Source organism: Pseudomonas paralactis, assembly GCF_001439735.1.
GTDB classification, from domain to species: domain Bacteria; phylum Pseudomonadota; class Gammaproteobacteria; order Pseudomonadales; family Pseudomonadaceae; genus Aquipseudomonas; species Aquipseudomonas paralactis.
Genome location: NZ_JYLN01000001.1, coordinates 343,250 through 366,436, shown reverse-complemented (window position 1 = coordinate 366,436; position 23,187 = coordinate 343,250). Strand labels below are relative to the sequence as shown.

The window sequence follows — 23,187 nt, the reverse complement described above, 5'->3', positions numbered from 1 at the left end:
CGACATCAATCGACTGGAGCAAGGCATGGGCTGGGATTTGGCAACGCCGTTTATCATTGATCTGCAGGTCGCGCCTGAAGACATCGACGGCTTGGGGCACGCCAACAACGCGGTGTACGTGTCCTGGCTGGAGCGTTGCGCCTGGCGCCACTCCCAGCGCCTGGGGCTGGACCTCACCGAATACCGTCGCCTGGACCGTGCCATGGCGGTTGTGCGCCATGAGATCGACTACCTGGCGGCCGGTTATGAAGGCGATGAGTTGCAACTGGCCACCTGGATCGTCGACTGGGACCAGCGCCTGAAAATGACCCGTCGATTCCAGCTTGTACGCCCTCGCGACGGCGCGACGCTGCTGCGCGCGCAAACCACCTTTGTGTGCATCGAGCTGTCCAGCGGCAAACCCAAGCGCATGCCCGCCGAGTTTATCGAAGGTTACGGTCCCGCCCTGACAGGGGGTTAACGGTTGCCGCAGGAAACCCAGTAAACTGCGCCACGATTTTTGTTGAGTGTTTTCCATGCAAATTGCTTTGGCGCCCATGGAGGGGTTGGTCGACAACATCCTGCGGGACGTGCTGACCCGCGTGGGCGGTATTGACTGGTGCGTGACCGAGTTCATTCGCGTCAACGACCGCCTGCTCACCCCGGCCTATTTCCACAAGCTCGCTCCGGAACTGCTGCACGGTGCCCACACCGCAGCGGGTGTGCCTTTGCGCGTGCAATTGCTCGGCTCCGACCCGGTGTGCCTGGCCGAAAATGCCGCCCTGGCCTGCGAGTTGGGCTCTGAGGTGATCGACCTGAACTTTGGTTGCCCGGCCAAGACCGTCAACAAATCCCGGGGTGGCGCGGTGCTGCTCAAGGAGCCGGAGTTGCTCAATCAGATCGTCGAGCACGTGCGTCGCGCGGTGCCTGCCCATATTCCCGTGACTGCCAAGATGCGCCTGGGCTTCGATAGCCCGGATGGCGCGCTGGTATGCGCCACTGCGCTGGCCGAGGGCGGCGCTGCGCATATCGTCGTGCATGCACGCACCAAGGCTGATGGCTACAAGCCGCCAGCCCATTGGGAGTGGATCCCGCGGGTTCAGGACGTGGTCAAGGTGCCGGTATTTGCCAATGGTGATATCTGGAGCGTCGAGGATTGGCGGCGTTGCCGTGAAATCAGTGGCGCCGAAGACATCATGCTGGGCCGTGGCCTGGTGGCGCGTCCTGACCTGGCGCGGCAGATCGTGGCGGCAAAGGCCGGTGAGGAAGTGGTCGAGATGACCTGGGCGCAGATGCAGCCGATGCTTCAGGAGTTCTGGCGCCAATCGGTGGCGCAACTGACTGAAAAGCAGGCCCCCGGCCGCTTGAAGCAATGGCTGGCAATGTTGACGCGCAACTACCCGCAGGCGGTGGAGCTGTTCACGGCCCTGCGCCGCGAAACCGACCTGCAATGCGTCAGCCGTCTGTTGGGCATGCAGCATCCTGTCCCGCTTGACCGTATTCCAGCAACCGCCTGAACCCCTCTATCGGCAGCGGACGGCTGTGCAGATAACCCTGGAATAAATGGCAGCCCAGCTTTTGCAGGAACGCCAGTTGTTCCGGGGTTTCCACGCCTTCGGCGATCACTTCCAGATTCAAACTGCTCGCCATGGCCACGATGGCGCGGATGATCTCTGCGTCATTGGGGTCGTGGGTGGCATCGCGCACGAACGACTGATCGATTTTCAACGCATCCACCGGCAGGCGCTTGAGGTAGGTCAGGGATGAGTAGCCGGTGCCGAAGTCATCCATTGCGAAGCTCACCCCAAGTCGTTTCAGGCGACGCATTTTCGCCACGGTATCGTCCAGGTTCTGGATCACGATGCCTTCGGTAATCTCCAGTTTCAGCAGGCTGGAGGGCAGTTGATGTTGTTTGAGGCAGTGTTCTACCCGTTCCACAAAATCATTCTGGCGAAACTGCCGCGGGCTGATATTCACGCACAGGCTGAAAGTGAGCGGGTCCACCAGACCGTCGGCAATCAGCTGGGCAAACGCGCCACAGGCTTCATCGAGAATCCAGGTGCCAACTTCCAGAATCAGGCCGCTGTCTTCCAATACCTTGATAAATTCCGTCGGCGACTGCGCGCCCAACTGCGGATGATGCCAGCGGACCAAGGCTTCGGCCCCGATAATCCGGTTGCCGCGCGCATCTACCTGGGGTTGGTAATGCACGCTGAACTCGCCGCGTGACAGGGCCAGGCGCAGGTCGGTCTCCATGCGCAGGCGCTCACTGGCGGTCTTTTGCATGCTGTTGTGGAACATCTGCGTGGTATTGCGCCCTGAATCCTTGGCACGATACAGGGCGATGTCGGCACGCTTGAGCAAATCGGCTGGCGTGGTGCCGTGGTCGGGAATCAGCGCCACGCCGATGCTGGGCGTAACCTGCAAGCGATGGCCGTCAAGGAACATCGGCTCCGACAGCAACTCGCGCAATGTATCGGCCAGGGTTTGCACCTGGTCGCTGACTTCCTGGCGCTTACCCTCAAGACCGCTGAGCAGAACCACAAACTCATCGCCACCCAGGCGTGCCACGGTGTCCTCCATGCGCACGCTGGCTTCCAGGCGTGCGGTGACGATTTTCAACACGGTATCGCCCACCGGGTGGCCGAGGGAGTCGTTGATGTGCTTGAAGTGGTCAAGGTCAAGAAACAGCAGGGCGCCGCGCAGGTTGTGGCGTTTGAGCAGGGCGATCTGCTGGCTCAGGCGGTCCATCAGCAGCGCACGATTGGGCAGGTTGGTGAGCGGGTCGTGATAGGCTAGGTGGCGGATCTGCGCCTGGGCGTTTTTCAACAGGCTCACGTCCCGCGCGGTCAGCAGCAGGCAGGGGGTTTCATTCAGGGTGATTGGCTCCACCGAAACCTCCACCGCCAGCACCTCGCCCCGTTTGTTGTGCCAGAGCATTTCCAGGTGGTGGATGCGGCCCTTGAGCTGCAATTCGGCCAGCAATGCCGCGCGCTGGTTTTCATCAGCCCAGATGCCGATCTGATACAGGGTCAGGCCGATGGCCTCTTCGGTGCGATAACCGGTCAGGCGGCAAAAGCCGTCATTGACCTCCACATAACGACCGGTGTCGCGCTCGGTGATGGAAATTGCGTCGGGGCTGGAATGGAACGCTTTGGCGAACTTCTCTTCACTGGCCTTGAGGGCGGCTTCCGAGCGTTGCTGCTGAGTGATATCGCGCAGGGTGGTGACGATGCAGGGCTGGTCGCTGACCTTGATCAAGCGGCTGGAGATTACGCAGGTCAGGCTTTGGCCTTCCTTGTTATGCACCGTGATGGCCACATTGCTCAGGGCCTGCTCGCGAATCACCTGCTCGATGCGTTGCAGGCGCTTGCTGGAGTCGTCCCACAGGCCGATTTGTTCGGCGCTTTTGTCCAGTACTTCGGCGGCTGTCCAGCCGAAGGTCTGGGTAAACGCCGGGTTGATCTCGATAAAGGCACCGCTTTGAAGGCAGGTCACGCAGATCGGGTCGGGGCTGGCCTGGAACAGGCTGGCAAATTTTTCCTCGGAGGCGGTGAGGCGTTGCTCGCGTTCGACCTGATCGGTGATATCCAGCAAGGTGCCGGCCATGCGCAGGGGCTTGCCGGTTTCGTCACGGTACAGGCGCGCACGGCTTTCCAGGTAGCGTGGGCTGCCGTCCTCCAACTGCACGCGGTAGGTCAATTGGTAATTGCCGTCCGGGCCTTCACGCAAGCTGCGGTAAGCGTTGCGCATGCCCTCGCGGTCCTGGTCGGATATGCCTTCGAAAAAGGCATCGAAGGATTCATGAAAAGGCGCGGGTTCGAGCCCGTGCAGTTGGGCGGCCCGGGCCGAGCCGTAGAGCATTCCGCTGGGGATGTGCCAGTCCCAGGTGCCCAGTTGTGCGGAATCCAGGGCCAGGTCCAGGCGCTCCTGGCTGTCCTTGAGCGCTTGTTCGGCGTTTTTACGCTCTGTGGTGTCCAGGAACGTGCTGATCAGGTAAGCCTCGCCGTCCAGTTCTACCTTCTGAGCACTGAGCGTACCGTCGTGGATCTGGCCGTTGCTGGCGCAGAACTGCACCTCCATGGTGATGGGTTCGCCTTTGCGCTGGGTGGCCTTGACCAGCAGCGTACGCTGTTCCGGATGGCGCCACAGGCCCAGTTCCAGGGTGGTACGGCCAATGACATCGGCCACCGGCCAGCCGAACAGCATTTCAAAATACTGGTTGGCTTCGCTGATCAACCCGTCGGCCTGGCGCGTCAGCAGCACCATGTTCGGGCACAAGTGGAACAGCGTGGCGAAGCGCTTTTCAGAGTGGCTGAGGGCGTGCTCGCGATCGCGCTGATGGGTGATCTCGCGGATTACCCCGATCATGCGACGCCGTCCGGCTTTTTCCGGCGCCAGGCTGCCGCTGATTTCCAGCCAGTGCAGGCTGCCATCGGGCCACTGGATGCGGTGGTGCATGGCGCGTTCGAACGGCTCTCCGGCCAGGACCGCGTGAAAACCGCGCAACACCCGCGCGCTGTCCTGCGGGGCCAGCAGGTCGAGATAATCGAGGTCCTTGGGCAAAGGTTGGTGAGGGTCAAAGCCGAATAGCGCTTGAGTCCCCCGTGACCAACTGATTCTTCCCGTGTCGATTTCCCAGCACCAGGCCCCCAGCCGGGCGGCATTGAGGGCTGCCAGCAATTGCGGGGCACTGTCCCAGCTTTGTTCCGCCGCTTGGGGGTCCAGGGCGTAGATGCGGGGCAGGGGCGGTACGGGGTCGCCGGGGTTGCGCATTGTCAATGGGCCTTGGCTCGTTGAGAAGACAGCGCGGTTTTCCTTGAAACCCGAGGCCGCACAGTGTCATGCCGGTAACCCTGGCAGATCGACTTGTGCATCCAGCAGGCTCATGAAAGCCCGCGCAGCGTTCGATAGCGTCCTTTCTGTATGCACGATATAGCCTAGCTGGCGACTGAGCTGTATGCCCGGCAAAGCGATACTTGCCACCTGTTCATCGAGCATGGTGCGCGGTAAAACGCTCCAGGCCAGGCCGATGGACACCATCATCTTGATGGTTTCCAGGTAGTTAGTGCTCATCGCGATATTCGGCGCAAGCCCCTGGGCCTCGAAGAGGCGGCTGACAATATGGTGGGTAAAGGTGTTGCCACCGGGAAACACGGCCGGATGCCCGGCGATATCGGCCAGGCTGATGGAGCCGTTGCTGATCAGGCTGTGTTCCGGCGCCACCACAAAATCCAGCGGGTCGTCCCACACCCGGGTAGCACGTACCAGGTTGTGGGGCTCGGGCGCCAGGGTGATCACCGCCACTTCGGCACGACCATGGAGGATTTCTTCGTAGGCCACTTCTGAATCCAGAAACTGAATATCCAGTGCCACGTTTGGGTACTGCCGCGTGAAGGTGCGCAGGATCGGTGGCAGGCGATGCAGGCCGATATGGTGGCTGGTGGCCAGAGTGAGGCGCCCGCTGACTTCGCCGGTGAGGTTGGTCAGGGCGCGGCGGGTATCGTCCAGCACGTTGAGGATTTGATAGGCGCGGGGCAATAAGGCCCGCCCAGCCTCGGTCAAGCCGACTTCACGGCCCAAACGATCGAACAAGCGCACCTTCAATTGCTGCTCCAGACCAGCGATGCGTTTGCTGATGGCGGGCTGGGTCAGGTGTAGGCGTTCGCCGGCACCCGAGAAGCTGCCAGTCTCGGCGATGGCGATAAAGGCATTAAGGTTGGCCAGGTCCATGGTGCTATTCCAGTTGGTAATCCAAAGCATAAAAAATATGAATTTGAGTTATTTAATGTAGCGCCATACCATCAGCCTCACAAGCCAAAGGGTTATTGAAAAGCCCGGCGCATAGAAACACCGCTGATGAGGACCGACTGATGGCCGGCAAAACGCTTTACGACAAACTTTGGGATTCCCATGAAGTGAAACGTCGCGATGATGGATCGTCGCTGATCTACATCGACCGTCACATCATCCATGAAGTGACCTCGCCCCAAGCGTTCGAAGGCCTGCGACTGGCCGGGCGCAAGCCTTGGCGCGTCGATTCCATCATCGCCACGCCGGACCACAACGTGCCGACCACCCCTGAGCGCAAGGGCGGTATTGAAGCCATTGCCGATCAGGTCTCGCGTTTGCAGGTGCAGACCCTCGACGACTATTGCGACGAATACGGCATCACCGAATTCAAAATGAATGACGTGCGCCAGGGCATCGTCCACGTGATCGGCCCGGAGCAGGGTGCGACCTTGCCGGGCATGACCGTGGTCTGCGGTGACTCCCACACCTCTACCCACGGTGCGTTCGGCGCCCTGGCCCATGGCATCGGCACCTCCGAGGTGGAACATGTGTTCGCCACCCAGTGCCTGGTCGCCAAGAAAATGAAGAACATGCTGGTGCGCGTCGAAGGCCAATTGCCGTTTGGCGTAACCGCCAAGGACATCGTGCTCGCCGTGATCGGCAAGATCGGCACCGCCGGCGGTAACGGCCATGCCATCGAGTTCGCCGGCAGTGCCATTCGTGACTTGTCCATTGAAGGTCGCATGACCATTTGCAACATGTCCATCGAAGCCGGTGCCCGTGTGGGCATGGTGGCGGCGGACGAAAAAACCGTCGAATACGTCAAGGGTCGCCCCTTCGCGCCGCAAGGTGCCGATTGGGATGCCGCCGTCGAAGCCTGGAAAGATCTGGTGTCCGACGCCGATGCGGTGTTCGACACCGTGGTTGAACTCGACGCTGCACAGATCAAGCCGCAAGTCAGCTGGGGCACTTCGCCGGAAATGGTCTTGGCCGTTGACCAGAACGTACCGGACCCGGCCAAAGAAGCCGACCTGGTCAAGCGCGGCTCCATCGAGCGCGCCCTGAAGTACATGGGCTTGAAAGCCAACCAGGCGATCACCGACATCCAGTTGGATCGTGTGTTTATCGGCTCCTGCACCAACTCGCGGATCGAAGACCTGCGCGCCGCGGCGGTGATCGCCAAGGGCCGCAAGGTGGCCTCGACCATCAAGCAAGCCATTGTGGTGCCAGGTTCGGGCCTGGTGAAGGCGCAAGCCGAAGCTGAAGGCCTGGACAAGATCTTCCTCGAAGCCGGTTTTGAGTGGCGTGAACCGGGCTGTTCGATGTGCCTGGCGATGAACCCGGACCGCCTGGAGTCGGGCGAGCATTGCGCGTCCACCTCCAACCGTAACTTCGAAGGGCGTCAGGGCGCCGGTGGCCGCACCCACCTTGTCAGCCCGGCCATGGCCGCCGCCGCTGCCGTCAACGGTCGTTTCATCGACGTTCGCGAATTGATCTGAAGGAAAATCCGATGAGAGCTTTTACCCAACACACAGGTCTTGTAGCGCCGTTGGACCGTGCCAACGTGGACACCGACCAGATCATCCCCAAGCAGTTCTTGAAGTCGATCAAGCGCACCGGTTTTGGCCCCAACCTGTTCGATGAGTGGCGCTACCTGGACGTGGGCTACGCCTATCAAGACAACTCCAAGCGCCCGCTGAACAAGGACTTTGTGCTCAACGCCGAGCGTTATCAAGGCGCCAGTGTGTTGCTGGCCCGGGAAAACTTCGGTTGCGGCTCCAGCCGTGAACACGCGCCGTGGGCCCTGGAAGAGTACGGCTTTCGCAGCATCATCGCGCCCAGCTATGCCGACATCTTCTTTAACAACAGCTTCAAGAACGGCCTGTTACCGATCATCTTGAGCGATGCCGAAGTGGACGAGCTGTTCCAGCAAGTGCAAGCCAATGTGGGCTACCAACTGACGGTGGACCTGGCCGCGCAGACCGTGACCCGCCCGGATGGCAAGGTGTACCACTTTGAAGTGGATGCCTTCCGTAAGCACTGCTTGATCAACGGCCTGGACGACATCGGCCTGACCTTGCAGGACGGTGATGCGATTGCCGCGTTTGAAACCAGGCACCGGGCGAGCCAGCCCTGGCTGTTTCGCGATGCCTGATTTGCGGTAACCGTGCGGGCCATCGCGGGCAAGCCCGCTCCCACAGGGATCGAGGTTCGCCTGAGCACCTCGGTCAACGGTGGGAGCTGGCTTGCCTGCGATAGCGCCAGTGCAACCACCACAAACCCCAAGGAAAGCCACCATGACCACCACCGCCCACACCCAAGTCGTGCAAAAACAATTCGGCGAGCAAGCCTCAGCCTACCTGAGCAGCGCCGTACACGCCCAGGGCACCGAATTCGCACTGCTACAGGCCGAACTGGCCGGGCAGGGCGCTGCACGCCTGCTGGACCTGGGCTGCGGCGCCGGTCATGTCAGCTTCCAGGTGGCGCCTCTGGTCAAAGAAGTGGTGGCCTATGACTTGTCCCAGCCTATGCTCGACGTGGTCACCGCCGCCGCGAAAGATCGTGGCCTGAACAATATCCGCACCGTCCAGGGCGCCGCCGAGCGCCTGCCGTTCGCCGATGGCGAGTTCGACTTCGTGTTCAGCCGTTATTCGGCCCACCACTGGAGCGACCTGGGCCTGGCCCTGCGTGAAGTGCGCCGCGTGCTCAAGCCCGGCGGGGTCGCTGCGTTTGTGGATGTCTTGTCACCGGGCAGCCCATTGCTGGACACTTACCTGCAAACCGTCGAAGTGCTGCGCGACACCAGCCATGTGCGTGATTACTCTGGCGCCGAGTGGATGCAGCAACTCAGCGAGTCGGGCCTGCATGTGCGTAACAGCCTGCGTCAGCGCCTGCGCCTGGAATACACCTCGTGGGTCGAGCGCATGCGCACGCCGCAGGTGCTGCGCGCGGCAATCCTTGAGCTGCAAAAGGCGATGGGCCAGGAAGTGCGCGATTATTACCAAATTCAGGCCGACGGCACCTTCAGCACCGATGTGCTGGTGGTCTTCGCCGAACGCTGATTGATTTTTCCCGACCTGCCCACGGGCGGGTCGCTTGATGAAATGAGGAACCCATGAGCAAGCAGATTCTGATTCTCCCTGGCGACGGTATTGGTCCGGAAATCATGGCCGAAGCGGTCAAGGTCCTTGAGCTTGCCAACAGCAAGTACAGCCTGGGCTTCGAACTGAGCCACGACGTGATCGGCGGCGCCGCCATCGACAAGCACGGCGTGCCGCTGGCCGACGAAACCCTGGACCGTGCCCGCGCCGCCGATGCGGTGTTGCTCGGCGCGGTGGGTGGCCCGAAGTGGGACAAGATCGAGCGTGACATCCGCCCTGAGCGCGGCCTGCTGAAAATTCGTGCGCAACTGGGCCTGTTCGGCAACCTGCGTCCGGCCATCCTCTACCCGCAACTGGCTGACGCGTCGAGCCTCAAGCCGGAAGTGGTGGCAGGCCTGGATATCCTCATCGTGCGTGAGCTGACCGGCGGTATCTACTTCGGCTCGCCACGGGGCGTGCGCGAGCTTCCGAATGGTGAGCGTCAGGCCTACGACACCCTGCCTTACAGCGAGAGCGAAATCCGCCGTATCGCCCGTGTCGGTTTCGACATGGCGCGCGTGCGCGGCAAAAAAGTCTGCTCGGTGGACAAGGCCAACGTGCTGGCTTCCAGCCAACTGTGGCGCGAAATCGTCGAAGAAGTGGCCAAGGACTACCCGGACGTCGAACTGAGCCACATGTACGTCGACAACGCCGCCATGCAGCTGGTGCGTGCGCCCAAGCAGTTCGACGTGATCGTCACGGATAACCTGTTCGGCGACATTCTGTCCGATCAGGCGTCGATGCTCACCGGTTCCATCGGCATGTTGCCTTCGGCGTCCCTGGACACCAATAACAAAGGCATGTACGAGCCGTGCCACGGTTCGGCGCCAGACATCGCGGGGCAGGGCATTGCCAACCCGCTGGCGACGATTTTGTCGGTGTCGATGATGCTGCGTTACAGCTTCAACCTGAGTGATGCGGCAGACGCGATCGAGAAAGCCGTCAGCCTCGTACTGGATCAGGGCCTGCGTACCGGTGACATCTGGTCCCAGGGCTGCACCAAGGTCGGAACGCAAGAAATGGGCGACGCAGTAGTCGCCGCGCTGCGGAATCTGTAATCTCTCGGGCCCACTTGCAGTTGTTGCTGCAAGGCGGCCCACTTTTTAACAAGGTGTAGTTGCGATGAAACGTGTAGGTCTGATCGGTTGGCGCGGTATGGTCGGTTCCGTGCTCATGCAGCGGATGCTGGAAGAGCAGGATTTCGATCTTATTGAGCCGGTGTTTTTCACCACTTCGAACGTAGGTGGCCAAGGGCCGTCCGTGGGCAAGGATATTGCCCCGCTCAAGGACGCCTACAGCATTGAAGAGTTGAAGACCCTCGACGTGATCCTGACGTGCCAGGGTGGCGACTACACCAGCGAAGTCTTCCCCAAACTGCGCGAAGCCGGCTGGCAGGGTTACTGGATCGACGCCGCTTCCAGCCTGCGCATGCAGGATGACGCGGTGATCATCCTTGACCCGGTCAACCGCAAGGTTATCGACCAGCAACTGGATGCCGGCACCAAGAACTACGTGGGCGGCAACTGCACCGTCAGCCTGATGCTGATGGGCCTGGGTGGCCTGTTCGAAGCTGGCCTGGTCGAGTGGATGAGCGCCATGACCTATCAGGCGGCCTCCGGCGCCGGTGCGCAGAACATGCGCGAGCTGATCAAGCAGATGGGCGCGACCCATGCCGCTGTCGCCGATCAACTGGCTGACCCTGCCAGTGCGATTCTCGACATCGACCGTCGTGTGGCCGAAGCCATGCGCAGCGACGCCTACCCGACCGAGAACTTCGGCGTGCCATTGGCCGGTAGCCTGATCCCGTGGATCGACAAGGAACTGCCCAACGGTCAGAGCCGCGAGGAGTGGAAGGCACAGGCCGAGACCAACAAGATCCTCGGTCGCTTCAAGAACCCGATCCCGGTAGACGGCATTTGCGTGCGCATTGGCGCCATGCGTTGCCACAGCCAGGCGTTGACCATCAAGCTGAACAAAGACGTGCCGATCGCCGATATCGAAGGCTTGATCAGCCAGCACAACCCATGGGTCAAGCTGGTGCCGAACAACCGCGATATCAGCATGCAGGAGCTGAGCCCAACCAAGGTCACCGGCACCTTGAATGTACCGGTGGGGCGTCTGCGCAAGCTGAACATGGGCAGCCAGTTCCTCGGTGCGTTTACCGTGGGCGACCAGTTGCTGTGGGGCGCGGCTGAGCCGTTGCGTCGCATGTTGCGGATTTTGCTGGAGCGTTGATCGCATAAGGCAATAAGAGAAACCCGCGTTCTGGTGACAGGCGCGGGTTTTTTGTTGGTCTTCCGGGCCTTATCGGGGGCAAGCCTCCTCCCACATGTTGATAGGTGAACGCATTCAAGTGTGGGAGGGGGCTTGCCCCCGATGGCGGCCTAAGAACCGACCAGGATGCTGGATCAGACCGAGTACATATCCATTCCTGCGGTAACGGCCACTTAGGGTTCCGCTTTTACAGCGGGTCACTTTCGAAAAGCGCGAAAGTAACCAAAGCGCTCTTGCCCCACCACTCGGCACCTCGCTTAGGCTCGGTGTGCCCGTAATCCGCCATGGATTTGGGGGGCCGCCGCCACGCGCCATCCATGGCGCGGGGCGGCTAAACCGGCATCCCTGCCGGTTTACCCCCCAAATCCCTGGCGAATTCCGGCCAGCGTGGTTTAACGGGGCGCCTGAGATCAAGATCAAAAGCAGATCAAAAGCAGAGCAAGAGCGGCTCGCTTCGCATCGTGGTTACGGTTGGCAGTGGCTACAAAAGTTGTGTAGATACCCATGCCCCGATAGGGCCATCAGCCACACCACATAGCCCAGGTTAATTGCCTCACCCCCAGCCACCCGGTAAAGTGCCGCTCCCCCCGCAATGCCCGAGGCAGTTCCCATGACCCAGACCTTTGAAATCGCCGTGATCGGCGCCACCGGCACCGTCGGTGAAACCCTGGTGCAGATCCTCGAAGAGCTGGATTTTCCGGTGGGCACCCTGTATTTGCTGGCGGGCAGCAACTCGGCAGGGGCTTCGGTGCCGTTTCGTGGCAAGAACGTGCGGGTCAAAGAGGTCGACGAGTTTGATTTCAGCAAGGCGCAGTTGGCGTTCTTCGCCGCCGGCCCGGCGGTGACCCTCAGTTTCGCCCCGCGCGCTACAGCCGCTGGTTGTTCGGTGATCGACTTGTCCGGTGCATTGCCCGCCGAACAGGCGCCGCCAGTGGTGCCGCAGGCCAACGCCCAGGTGTTGAGCGGTTTGAAAAAGCCGTTCCAGCTCGGCAGCCCAAGCCCGTCTGCCACCTACCTGGCGGTAGTCCTCGCGCCGTTGCGGGGTTTGGTGGATATCCAGCGCGTGAACGTCACCGCCAACCTGGCGGTCTCTGCCCAGGGTCGGGAGGCTGTCAGCGAGTTGGCGCGCCAGACCGCTGAGCTGTTGAACGTGCGCCCCCTGGAACCTAAATTCTTCGACCGGCAAATGGCCTTCAACCTGCTGGCTCAAGTCGGTACGCCAGACGCCCAAGGTCATACAGCCCTGGAGAAACGCCTCGTACACGAACTGCGTGCGGTGCTGGAAACACCTTTGCTGAAGATTTCCGCAACCTGCGTTCAAGCCCCGGTGTTTTTCGGCGATAGCCTGACAGTGTCGTTGCAATTGGCCGCGCCGGTCGATCTGGCCGCAGTAAACCGTGCACTCGATGCTGCGCCGGGTATCGAGCTGGTTGAGGAGGGCGATTACCCAACGGCTGTAGGCGATGCGGTCGGCCAGGATGTGGTTTACGTAGGACGCGTACGTGCAGGTGTCGACGACCCTGCGGAACTAAATCTGTGGTTGACGTCAGATAACGTACGCAAGGGCTCGGCCCTGAACGCTGTGGAACTGGCGCAGTTGTTGATAAAAGGCCTTGTGTAAAAGATACTTGGCGGCAATTTGTAGATTGATTCTAGCCAGGCGCTATGCTTGGTCCCAAGTGAAACACAAGCGCGTCGGTGACCTATCGGCTCGCCATGCCTTATGGCAGCGGTTACCAACCTTCTCGCAGGGCGGGGAGCGTTCAAACAAAGGATGAGGCTATGGTTCAAGTTCGCAAACTGGTGTTAGCAATAGCGGCCGCCTCGGCGCTGTCCTCCGGTATGGCGCAGGCGCTGCAACTTGGGGAGATGACCCTCAAGTCGAAGTTGAACCAGCCGCTGTCGGTGGAAATCGAATTGCGTGATGTGGGCGGCCTCACGGCGGCCGAGATCACGCCGAGCCTGGCTTCTGCCCAGGCTTTTGTGGATGCGGGCGTTGACCGCCAGGCGTTTCTCGATGACCTGACGTTCACCCCGGTGATCAACCCCGAAGGTCGCAGCGTGGTGCGCGTGACCTCCAGCAAGCCGCTGCCCGATTCCTATGTGCGCTTCCTGCTGCAGGTGCAATGGCCCAATGGCCGTTTGATGCGTGACTACAGCGTACTGCTCGACCCGGCCAAGTTCGACCAGCCGGCACCGACTGCCAGCGCGCCTGTCAGCACCGCGCCTGCCGCCAGCACGGCTGCTCAGCACACCACCACGTCCCGCGACACCTTATGGGAAATTGCCGCGAAGAATCGTAACGGCGCTTCGGTCCAGCAGACGATGCTGGCGATCCAGGCGCTCAACCCTGACGCCTTTGTCGATGGCAATATCAACCGCTTGAAAACCGGCCAGGTCCTGCGCCTGCCGGATACCACGCAAAGTACCGCGCTGGCGCAGCCTCAAGCGATCGCCGAAGTCAGCGCGCAGAACGCCGCCTGGCGTCAGGGGCGTCGTACTCCCAAGAGCCAAGTGGCCGGCAAGGCGCAGTTGGACGCGACCAAGCGCACCCAGGCCGGCAATGCACCCTCGAGCACTCAGGCCAAGGACAACTTGAGCCTGGTGTCGGCCGAGGCCGCCAAAAAAGGCGTGAACGGCAAGGCCGGCGATAACCGTGCGTTGAGCGACAAGCTGGCGATGACCCAGGAAGAACTGGACACCACCCGCCGCGATAACGAAGAACTGAAAAGTCGCGCCGCCGACTTGCAGAGCCAGTTGGACAAGTTGCAAAAGCTGATTCAGCTGAAGAATGACCAATTGGCGCGCTTGCAGGCGGAGAAAGGTGAGCCGGCTACGGCGGCAATCCCCGCGCAGCTGCCGGGTGAGCCCGCAGCAGAGCCTGCGCAGCCCGTTGCAGCCCCGGCGCCCGTCGCTGAGCCGCCCAAGCCGGTCGCCGCACCTGCTACCACCGAAGGCAAGTTCAATGACTTGCTGACCAACCCTATTATCCTCGGCATCATTGGCGGGGCAGGCATCCTGGTGGTGCTGCTGCTTCTGTTGCTGTGGGCGCGTCATCGTAATGCCCGTCGCGAAGAGGAAAAGCATCTGCGCATGGCGCGGGCGTTGGCCGAAGAGCCTGAGTTCGCGTCCAATATTGACCAGGACCTGCCGCCCGACAGCTTCGAAGGCCTTGAAGTGCCGCCGCCGAGCGTCAAGCTGGCAGCCGCACCAGCGCCAGCCCCAGCCCCGGTGGTTGAGCCGGTTGTCGTGCCGACTGTCGCCTCCGTACTCGCGCCGCTGGCCGTTGCCGTTGCTCAGGAGAACTCCAGCGATGCGTTGGCCCAGGCTCAGTCCCATATCGACCGTGGTCACCTGAACCAGGCGGCTGACGTGCTTGAGCAAGCGATCAAGCATGAGCCCAAGCGCAGCGACCTGCGTTTGAAGTTGATGGAAGTCTACGGCTTGCAGAACGACAAGGACGGCTTCGTCACCCAGGAGCGCCAATTGGTCGCCAACGGTGAGAACCATGCCCAGGTCGAGCAGCTCAAGAGCCGCTTCCCGGCCATGGCCGTGCTGGCGGCGGGCGTCAGCGCCGCGGTGGCGGCTGCGGCCCTGGATGCGCAATACGTCAAGGACTTGCTCGATGACAAGCCGGCCGCGACTGAGCCTGCGGACGCCTTCGACAACGATTTTGACCTTAGCCTGGACGAGCTGGAAGCTGCCTCGCCGGCCGAGATCGCGCAGGATCAGCAAACCTTTGAGGCGCTGCTGCAACAACAGACTGAAGCCAAGGCCGATGCGCAGGATCTTTCGGACTTTGACCTGGACCTGCAACTGGATCCGCCAGCGTCGAAATCCGATGACGATTTTCTTTCGGGCCTTGAAGAGCAGATGAAGGACGTGCCGCCCGTCGAGCCGCCCACCCTGACGCCGGCCGCGCTGGACGAATTCGAGTTGCCGGAAGACTTTGACCTGTCCCTGGCTGATGAGCCGACGGCTCCGGCAGCCAAGCCCGATGCGTTTGCCTCGGAGCTCGATGACGTCAACGCCGAGTTGGATCGTTTGTCCCAGAGCCTGGAGCATCCGCCGATCGAGCCTAGCTTCACGGCTGAGGATGCAGCGCTGGGCGGTGATGACGAGCCGGATTTCGATTTCCTCTCCGGCACCGATGAGGTCGCCACCAAGCTCGACCTGGCCCAGGCTTACATCGACATGGGTGATGCCGATGGTGCTAAAGACATCCTTAACGAAGTCTTGGTAGAAGGCAACGAAGGCCAGCGTGGCGAAGCCAAGGAAATGCTCGGCCGCATCTAAAGCCGGGCGTTGTAACAGTGTGGGAGGGGGCTTGCCCCCGATAGCCATGGGTATCTACACAACTTTTGTAGCCACTGCCCACGGTAACCACGATGCGAAGCGAGCCGCTCTTGCTCTTGATCTGCTTTTGATCTTAGGCGCCCCGTCAAACCACGCTGGCCGGAATTCGCCATGGATTTGGGGGGTAAACCGGCAGGGATGCCGGTTTAGCCGCCCCGCGCCATGGATGGCGCGTGGCGGCGGCCCCCCAAATCCATGGCGGATTACGGGCACACCGAGCCTAAGCGAGGTGCCGAGTGGTGGGGCAAGAGCCTTTTGGTTACTTTTGGGCTCTTTCAAAAGTGACCCGCTGTAAAAGCGGAACCAATATCAGCCGTTACCCAGATAACGGATATGCACTCGATCAAAGTCCAGCATCCCGGTCGGCTCTCAGGCCGCCATCGGGGGCAAGCCCCCTCCCACAGGGCCGGCGTCGCCCCAACAAGTTGTGTAGATACCTATGCCCCGATAGCAGTGGCTCAGTCAATGAATCTGTTGACTGATACTCCGCTATCGGGAGCAAGTCGAATCGTCGCACCGCTCCTCCCGCATTTGTTTGGCATCGATCCATAACAAAACGCCCGTCATGCATCCGGCGCCTTTATAATGCCTGCCTTTGCGCAACTCATCAGGCTCTCAGTTCTTGGCAAATATAGATAACGCGGCCGCCGAAATGGCGGCCGCCGGCTTTTACCGCATCGCCCTGGGCGTGGAATACAAAGGCTCGCGCTATCGCGGCTGGCAGCGTCAGGCCTCCGGTGTGCTGACGGTGCAGGAAACCCTGGAAAAAGCCCTGTCCAAAGTGGCGGACTCGCCGGTGTCGCTGATGTGCGCCGGGCGTACCGACGCTGGCGTACACGCGTGTGGTCAGGTGGTGCACTTCGACACCCAGGCCGAGCGGTCGATGAAGGCGTGGGTGATGGGGGCGAATATCAATTTGCCGCACGACGTGAGTGTGAGCTGGGCCAAGGTCATGCCTGCGCATTTTCATGCGCGTTTCAAGGCCATCGCTCGGCGTTATCGCTATGTGATCTATAACGATCAGATCCGTCCGGCGCACCTGAACGAAGAAATCACCTGGAACCACCGCCCGCTGGACGCCGAGCGCATGGCCGAGGCCGCGCAGCATCTGGTGGGCGTGCATGACTTCAGCGCCTTCCGTGCCGGTCAGTGCCAAGCCAAGTCGCCGATCAAGGAGGTTCATCACCTGCGAGTCACCCGCCACGGCAAGATGATCGTGCTGGATATTCGCGCCGGGGCTTTCCTGCATCACATGGTGCGCAACATTGCGGGCGTGCTGATGACCATCGGCGCCGGCGAGCGCCCGGTGGAGTGGGCCAGGGAAGTGCTGGAAAGCCGTATTCGACGTACCGGCGGTGTCACGGCGCACCCGTTTGGCCTGTATTTGGTGGATGTGGAGTACCGCGACGAGTTCCAATTGCCGGAACGCTTTATCGGGCCGCACTTCCTCACAGGTTTCAGCGAACTTGGCGGCTGACGCCCGGAAAAGCATTTGTTAACATCCGGGACTTTCTCGGTCCAACCCTGAGGTTCCTACGACATGTCAGCCGTTCGCAGCAAGATTTGCGGGATTACCCGCATAGAAGACGCGCTGGCGGCAGTCGAGGCAGGGGCCGATGCCATCGGTCTGGTGTTTTATGCCAAAAGCCCGCGGGCGGTGAATGTGTTGCAGGCGCGGGCGATCATCGCCGCGCTGCCGCCGTTCGTGACCACCGTGGGCCTGTTCGTCAACGCCAGTCGCTGCGAGCTCAATGAAACCCTCGATGCGGTGCCGCTGGACCTGTTGCAGTTTCACGGCGACGAAACCCCGGAAGAATGCGAAAGCTTCCAGCGCCCGTACATCAAGGCGTTGCGGGTCAAGGCGGGCGACGATATCGCTGCCGCGTGTGCAGCGTACGCCAATGCTCGCGGGATCCTGCTCGACACCTACGTCGAAGGCGTACCGGGTGGTACGGGTGAGGCGTTCGACTGGTCGCTGATTCCCGAGGGACTGAGCAAGCCGATCATCCTGGCCGGTGGGCTCAACCCCGCCAATGTCGGGGCCGCCATCGAGCAGGTGCGGCCCTATGCCGTGGACGTCAGCGGTGGGGTAGAGCAGGGCAAGGGCATCAAGGATCACAGCAGGATTCGCGCGTTCATGCAGGCCGTGCGCAACAGCAGTGGCGGGATGTGACGGCTGGCAGTCTGCCGCCGTCCATAACTACCACTGTGTAAAACAGCCCGGCGCCGCCTGTGGGTGGCCCGGACATGAAGTGGCAACCCTGCGCTGGCAGGTTGTCTGGAAGGCTGAGGATACAGGCGGGAAATGGCAGGTCCAACGTCTGACCCCGTCCCGCAGGTATCATCGCCACATATGAATTTAGCTCAAGGGCATACGCGGGGCTGTGTTCAAGCCACCGGTACTGGAGAAAGAAAGCATGAGCAACTGGTTAGTAGACAAACTGATCCCTTCGATCATGCGTTCCGAGGTGAAGAAAAGCTCGGTTCCTGAAGGTCTGTGGCACAAGTGCCCGTCCTGCGATGCGGTGCTGTACCGCCCGGAGCTGGAAAAGACCCTGGATGTTTGCCCCAAGTGCAATCACCACATGCGTATCGGCGCACGTGCGCGCATTGACATCTTTCTGGATGCCGACGGCCGTAACGAACTGGGCGCTGACCTGGAGCCGGTCGACCGTCTCAAGTTCCGTGACAGCAAGAAGTACAAGGATCGTCTGGTCGGTGCGCAGAAGCAGACCGGCGAGAAGGACGCGCTGATCTCGGTCAGCGGCAAGCTGCTGGGTATGCCCGTTGTGGTCTCGGCCTTCGAGTTTTCCTTCATGGGCGGCTCCATGGGTGCCATCGTCGGTGAGCGCTTTGTGCGCGCTGCCAACTACGCCCTGGAAAACCGCTGCCCGATGATCTGTTTCGCCGCCTCCGGTGGTGCGCGTATGCAGGAAGCGCTGATTTCCCTGATGCAAATGGCCAAGACCTCGGCGGTACTGGCGCGTCTGCGCGAAGAAGGCATTCCGTTCATCTCCGTACTGACCGACCCGGTCTACGGCGGCGTATCCGCCAGCCTGGCGATGCTCGGTGATGTGATCGTCGGCGAGCCAAAAGCCCTGATCGGTTTTGCCGGCCCGCGCGTGATCGAGCAAACCGTGCGCGAGAAACTGCCGGAAGGCTTCCAGCGCAGCGAGTTCCTGCTGGAGCACGGTGCAATCGATTTGATCATTGCGCGTGGCGAACTGCGCCCACGTCTGGGCAGCCTGCTGGCGCAAATGATGGGCCTGCCGACGCCTGTGTACGTCGCGCCAAAAGTCGAGCCGATCGTCGTGCCGCCGGTGCCTGCAAACCTATGACCCAACGTACCCTGGGCGAATGGCTCGCCTACCTTGAGCAGTTGCATCCGTCTGCCATCGACATGGGCCTGGAGCGCTCGCAACAGGTAGCGGCCCGCCTCGGGTTGGGTCAGCCGGCACCGCGTGTGATCACGGTGACCGGCACCAACGGCAAGGGCTCTACCTGTGCCTTTGTCGCCGCGCTGTTGCAGGCCCAGGGCCTCAAGGTCGGCGTATACAGCTCGCCGCACCTGCTGCGCTACAACGAGCGGGTGCAGCTCAATGGCGTCGAAGCCACGGACGAGCAATTGTGCGCAGCCTTCGCTGCCCTGGATGCCGGGCGTGGCGATACTTCCCTGACCTATTTCGAGATGGGCACCCTGGCGGCGTTCTGGCTGTTCGAGCGTGCGCAACTGGATGTGGTCGTGCTGGAAGTTGGCCTTGGCGGGCGTCTGGATACGGTCAACGTAGTGGATGCCGACCTGGCGCTGGTCACCAGCATTGGTGTTGATCACGCCGACTATCTGGGCAATACCCGCGAGTCTGTGGCCTATGAAAAGGCCGGGATCTTCCGCCAGAGCAGGCCTGCGCTCTGTGGCGACCTGGATCCGCCGCAACCTTTGCTGGACAAGGTGCGCGAGCTGGATTGCCCGTTCTACCTGCGCGGTCGTGAATTCAATCTCGACATCGGTGCAACCCATTGGCAATGGCGCGGGCGTGATGCCCGTGGCAAGGTGGTAGAGCTGCTTGATTTGCCGCTGCTGAACCTGCCGATGGAAAACGCTGCGCTCGCGCTGCAAGCCTATTTGCTGCTGGATCTGCCGTGGGATGCCGAACAGATCGGCGCAACCCTGCGAGCGACGAAAGTGGTGGGGCGCCTGGATCGCCGGGTGCTGGACTGGCAAGGCAAGCGCCTGAACCTGTTGCTGGATGTGGGGCATAACCCCCATGCAGCTCACTATCTGGCTCAGCGCCTGGCGCTCACACCACCGGCCGGCCGCCGCCTGGCGGTGTTCGGGTTGCTGGCCGACAAGGATCTGGATGGCGTAGTAGCGCCGTTGCTTGGCAGCGTACAGTCGTGGGCCGTTGCGCCGCTGGATACGCCGCGCAGCCGGCCGGCGGTTGAGCTGCAAGCCGCCTTGCAGAACCTTGGCGCACCCGTGACGTCGTATGCAAGCATCACTGCCGCCCTTGAGGCGCAATGTGCGCTGGCTACGGCCGAAGACGAAATCCTGTTGTTCGGATCATTTTATTGTGTTGCCGAGGCGCTCGAATGGCTGGCCCGGCGCTCCACGGAGGAAGCTGCACATGGCATTACTGGATAGCGCATACAAGCAGCGAATGGTTGGAGCCCTGGTGTTGGTGGCGTTGGCAGTCATCTTCCTGCCGATGCTGTTTTCCCGTCAGGACGAGCAGCGCCAGGTGGTGGTTGAAGCTCCCGCTGCGCCCCAGGCGCCGGTGGTGCCCCAGGTTCAAGTCGAACCGGTGGTGGTGCCTGAGCCTCAGGTGTTGCCGGAAGAACCTGTGCCCGTCGAGGAGGAGGTCATCACCCAACAGGCACCTTCGCAGGCTCCTTCGATGCCGGTGCAGCCAAGTGTGCCGGTGGTCAAGCCAGCGCCGGCCCCGGCTGTCGCCGCCAAACCGGCTGCACCGGCGCCAGCGCCCAAGCCTGTGGCCCCGCAGCCTGCTGCACCGGGTAAGCCGGATGTGGGTCAGAGCCGCATCGACCCCAATGGTCTGCCGATCAGTTGGTCGATCCAGCTGGCCAGCCTGGCCAATCGCGAAAGCGCCGACGCCTTGCAGAAAAAGCTGCGTGCCCAGGGGTATAACGCCTACATCCGCAGTGCCGATGGCAAGAACCGTGTGTTTGTCGGGCCCTTGATCGAGCGTGCCGAGGCTGATCGCCTGCGGGACTTGTTGGGCCGCCAGCAAAACCTCAATGGGTTTGTGGTGCGCTTCCAGCCGGAGCGCGGCTGAACTGGCAATACGCTCTAAATGTGGGAGCTGGCTTGCCTGCGATGGCGGTGGTTCAATCGACAGCGATGTCGAACGTGCCGCCCTCATCGCAGGCAAGCCAGCTCCCACATTGGTTTATGGTGGGCTTGAAATGGCGTTCACACCGCCCAATCTATTGATTTGCAAAGCAGCCGCAATCATCGCTTACCGATAGCCCGACGCTCTGCTAAAATGCGCCGCCTTATCCGTACGTAGGCTGCACTGTGCCATTTACCTGGGTTGATTGGGCGATCGTTGCAATCGTCGCCATCTCCGCTTTGATCAGTCTGAGCCGCGGCTTCGTAAAAGAAGCACTGTCGTTGCTGACCTGGATCATCGCAGGAGTCGTAGCCTGGATGTTCGGTGGTTCACTGTCGGTCTACCTGGCCGGGTACATAGAGACACCTTCGGCTCGCGTCATCGCGGGCTGCGCCATCATGTTCATCGCCACGCTGCTGGTGGGGGCAATGGTCAATTATCTTATTGGCGAGTTGATACGTGTCACCGGCCTCTCCGGGACCGATCGATTTCTCGGCATGGCCTTCGGGGCTGCGCGTGGCGCGTTGCTGGTGGTCGTGGCGGTCGGGCTGTTGAGCCTGGGGCCGGTACAGCAGGATTCGTGGTGGCAAGAGTCGGTACTCGTGCCAAAATTTCTATTGGTTGCAGATTGGTCCAAGAACCTCATATTGGGGTGGAGCAGTCAGTGGCTGGCCAGCGGAATCAGCGTACCCGCTGATCTTCCGTTCAAGGAACACCTCTTGCCGGCGCAAACGCCTCAGTAAGCTGTGTTCAGTCAAGATTCATTAAGTAGGGGTTGCGTCGCATGTGTGGCATCGTCGGTATCGTCGGTAAGTCGAACGTCAATCAGGCGCTGTATGACGCGCTAACCGTCCTCCAGCACCGCGGCCAGGACGCTGCCGGTATTGTGACCAGCCACGACGGCCGGTTATTCCTGCGCAAGGACAATGGTCTGGTGCGTGACGTGTTCCATCAGCGTCACATGCAGCGCCTCGTCGGGCACATGGGCATTGGTCATGTGCGTTACCCGACTGCCGGTAGCTCGACCTCGGCCGAAGCTCAACCGTTCTACGTCAACTCGCCTTACGGCATCACCCTGGCGCACAACGGTAACCTGACCAACGTTGAACAGCTGGCCAAGGAGATCTACGAATCTGACCTGCGCCACGTCAACACCAGTTCCGACTCGGAAGTGCTGCTCAACGTGTTCGCCCACGAGCTGGCCCAGCGCGGCAAGCTGCAGCCGACCGAAGAAGACGTGTTTGCTGCCGTGATCGACGTGCACAACCGTTGCGTCGGTGGTTATGCGGTGGTGGCGATGATCACAGGTTACGGCATCGTCGGTTTCCGCGACCCCCACGGCATCCGCCCGATCGTGTTCGGCCAGCGTCACACCGACGAAGGCGTCGAGTACATGATCGCGTCCGAAAGCGTGTCCCTGGATGTACTGGGCTTCACCCTTATCCGCGACCTGGCCCCGGGCGAGGCTGTTTACATCACTGAAGACGGCAAGCTGCACACCCGCCAGTGCGCCGTGGCGCCGAAACTGACCCCATGCATCTTCGAACACGTCTACCTGGCGCGTCCGGATTCGATCATCGACGGCGTCTCGGTCTACAAGGCGCGTCTGCGCATGGGCGAGAAGCTGGCCGAGAAGATCCTGCGCGAGCGCCCCGAGCACGATATCGATGTGGTTATCCCGATTCCGGACACCAGCCGTACCGCTGCGCTGGAACTGGCCAACCACCTGGGCGTCAAGTTCCGCGAAGGCTTCGTCAAGAACCGTTACATCGGCCGTACCTTCATCATGCCCGGCCAGGCCGCGCGCAAGAAATCGGTGCGCCAGAAGCTCAACGCCATCGAACTGGAGTTCCGCGGCAAGAACGTGATGCTGGTGGACGACTCCATCGTGCGCGGCACCACCTGCAAGCAGATCATCCAGATGGCCCGCGAAGCCGGGGCGAAGAACGTGTACTTCTGTTCTGCGGCACCCGCGGTGCGTTACCCGAACGTGTACGGTATCGACATGCCGAGCGCCCATGAGCTGATCGCGCATAACCGTTCGACCCAGGACGTGGCCGACCTGATCGGCGCCGACTGGCTGATCTACCAGGACCTGCCGGACCTGATCGAAGCGGTTGGTGGTGGCAAGATCAAGATCGAGCAGTTCGACTGCGCCGTGTTCGACGGCAAGTACGTGACTGGCGATGTCGACGAGGCCTACCTGAACAAGATCGAGCAGGCGCGTAACGACTCGTCCAAGATCAAGACCCAGGCGGTCAGCGCGATCATCGACCTGTACAACAACTGAGTAG

The 23,187-nt window shown here is 61.4% G+C and carries 18 protein-coding genes; 16 read left to right on the top strand and 2 right to left on the bottom strand.

Features of this window, described 5'->3' with window-relative positions; all coding sequences use genetic code 11:
- Window positions 1-25 precede the first annotated feature (25 nt).
- Together TX23_RS01725 and TX23_RS01720 are read left to right on the top strand one after the other, a co-directional pair.
- A complete protein-coding gene (locus tag TX23_RS01725; protein WP_005789778.1) occupies window positions 26-460 on the top strand; it encodes an acyl-CoA thioesterase in 435 nt (144 codons plus the stop codon).
- Between the two features lie 55 nt (window positions 461-515).
- Window positions 516-1,496 (top strand): tRNA dihydrouridine synthase, encoded by a 981-nt coding sequence (locus tag TX23_RS01720; RefSeq protein ID WP_057700753.1) that lies wholly within the window; start codon window positions 516-518, stop codon window positions 1,494-1,496.
- On the opposite strand, the gene TX23_RS01715 is transcribed toward TX23_RS01720, so the two are convergent.
- Together TX23_RS01715 and TX23_RS01710 are read right to left on the bottom strand one after the other, a co-directional pair.
- On the bottom strand, window positions 1,435-4,755 hold the full coding sequence (locus TX23_RS01715; protein ID WP_057700752.1) for an EAL domain-containing protein: 3,321 nt from the start codon (window positions 4,753-4,755) through the stop codon (window positions 1,435-1,437). The genes TX23_RS01720 and TX23_RS01715 overlap by 62 nt on opposite strands.
- Window positions 4,756-4,821: 66 nt before the next feature.
- On the bottom strand, window positions 4,822-5,712 hold the full coding sequence (locus TX23_RS01710) for a LysR family transcriptional regulator (protein WP_057700751.1): 891 nt from the start codon (window positions 5,710-5,712) through the stop codon (window positions 4,822-4,824).
- A 140-nt stretch (window positions 5,713-5,852) separates the two neighbouring features.
- On the opposite strand from TX23_RS01710, the gene leuC reads away from it, so the two are divergent.
- From leuC to purF, 14 genes are all read left to right on the top strand, one after another.
- Window positions 5,853-7,271: a 3-isopropylmalate dehydratase large subunit gene (gene leuC / locus TX23_RS01705; RefSeq protein WP_005789773.1), complete on the top strand. Its 1,419-nt coding sequence runs from the start codon at window positions 5,853-5,855 to the stop codon at window positions 7,269-7,271.
- Window positions 7,272-7,282: 11 nt separating this feature from the next.
- Window positions 7,283-7,927 carry a 3-isopropylmalate dehydratase small subunit gene (gene leuD, locus TX23_RS01700; protein ID WP_057700750.1) on the top strand — a complete coding sequence of 215 codons (645 nt, stop codon included), beginning with the start codon at window positions 7,283-7,285 and terminating at the stop codon, window positions 7,925-7,927.
- Window positions 7,928-8,069: 142 nt separating this feature from the next.
- The gene (locus TX23_RS01695; protein WP_057700749.1) at window positions 8,070-8,834 is read left to right on the top strand and encodes a class I SAM-dependent methyltransferase; all 765 of its coding nucleotides are present in this window, start codon (window positions 8,070-8,072) and stop codon (window positions 8,832-8,834) included.
- A gap of 53 nt (window positions 8,835-8,887) precedes the next feature.
- Window positions 8,888-9,970 carry a 3-isopropylmalate dehydrogenase gene (gene leuB, locus TX23_RS01690; RefSeq protein ID WP_057700748.1) on the top strand — a complete coding sequence of 361 codons (1,083 nt, stop codon included), beginning with the start codon at window positions 8,888-8,890 and terminating at the stop codon, window positions 9,968-9,970.
- Between the two features lie 64 nt (window positions 9,971-10,034).
- Window positions 10,035-11,147, top strand: a complete 1,113-nt coding sequence (gene asd / locus TX23_RS01685) for an aspartate-semialdehyde dehydrogenase (RefSeq protein ID WP_005789767.1) — start codon at window positions 10,035-10,037, stop codon at window positions 11,145-11,147.
- 649 nt (window positions 11,148-11,796) lie between these two features.
- Window positions 11,797-12,807, top strand: a complete 1,011-nt coding sequence (locus TX23_RS01680; RefSeq protein WP_057700747.1) for an aspartate-semialdehyde dehydrogenase — start codon at window positions 11,797-11,799, stop codon at window positions 12,805-12,807.
- A 161-nt stretch (window positions 12,808-12,968) separates the two neighbouring features.
- Window positions 12,969-15,482 (top strand): FimV/HubP family polar landmark protein, encoded by a 2,514-nt coding sequence (locus tag TX23_RS01675; protein WP_057700746.1) that lies wholly within the window; start codon window positions 12,969-12,971, stop codon window positions 15,480-15,482.
- A 712-nt stretch (window positions 15,483-16,194) separates the two neighbouring features.
- Window positions 16,195-17,019 carry a tRNA pseudouridine(38-40) synthase TruA gene (gene truA / locus TX23_RS01670; protein WP_057700745.1) on the top strand — a complete coding sequence of 275 codons (825 nt, stop codon included), beginning with the start codon at window positions 16,195-16,197 and terminating at the stop codon, window positions 17,017-17,019.
- Between the two features lie 63 nt (window positions 17,020-17,082).
- Window positions 17,083-17,715 (top strand): phosphoribosylanthranilate isomerase, encoded by a 633-nt coding sequence (locus TX23_RS01665; protein WP_057700744.1) that lies wholly within the window; start codon window positions 17,083-17,085, stop codon window positions 17,713-17,715.
- Window positions 17,716-17,959: 244 nt separating this feature from the next.
- Entirely contained in the window at window positions 17,960-18,880 is a 921-nt protein-coding gene (accD, locus tag TX23_RS01660; protein ID WP_057700743.1) for an acetyl-CoA carboxylase, carboxyltransferase subunit beta, read from the top strand.
- Window positions 18,877-20,184 carry a bifunctional tetrahydrofolate synthase/dihydrofolate synthase gene (gene folC / locus TX23_RS01655; protein WP_057700742.1) on the top strand — a complete coding sequence of 436 codons (1,308 nt, stop codon included), beginning with the start codon at window positions 18,877-18,879 and terminating at the stop codon, window positions 20,182-20,184. The genes accD and folC overlap by 4 nt, the downstream gene beginning before the upstream one ends.
- Window positions 20,168-20,836: an SPOR domain-containing protein gene (locus TX23_RS01650; RefSeq protein WP_057700741.1), complete on the top strand. Its 669-nt coding sequence runs from the start codon at window positions 20,168-20,170 to the stop codon at window positions 20,834-20,836. Before folC ends, TX23_RS01650 begins: the two co-directional genes overlap by 17 nt.
- A gap of 242 nt (window positions 20,837-21,078) precedes the next feature.
- Entirely contained in the window at window positions 21,079-21,636 is a 558-nt protein-coding gene (locus TX23_RS01645) for a CvpA family protein (protein ID WP_005789751.1), read from the top strand.
- A gap of 41 nt (window positions 21,637-21,677) precedes the next feature.
- Window positions 21,678-23,183: an amidophosphoribosyltransferase gene (purF, locus tag TX23_RS01640; protein ID WP_003192537.1), complete on the top strand. Its 1,506-nt coding sequence runs from the start codon at window positions 21,678-21,680 to the stop codon at window positions 23,181-23,183.
- Window positions 23,184-23,187 lie beyond the last annotated feature (4 nt).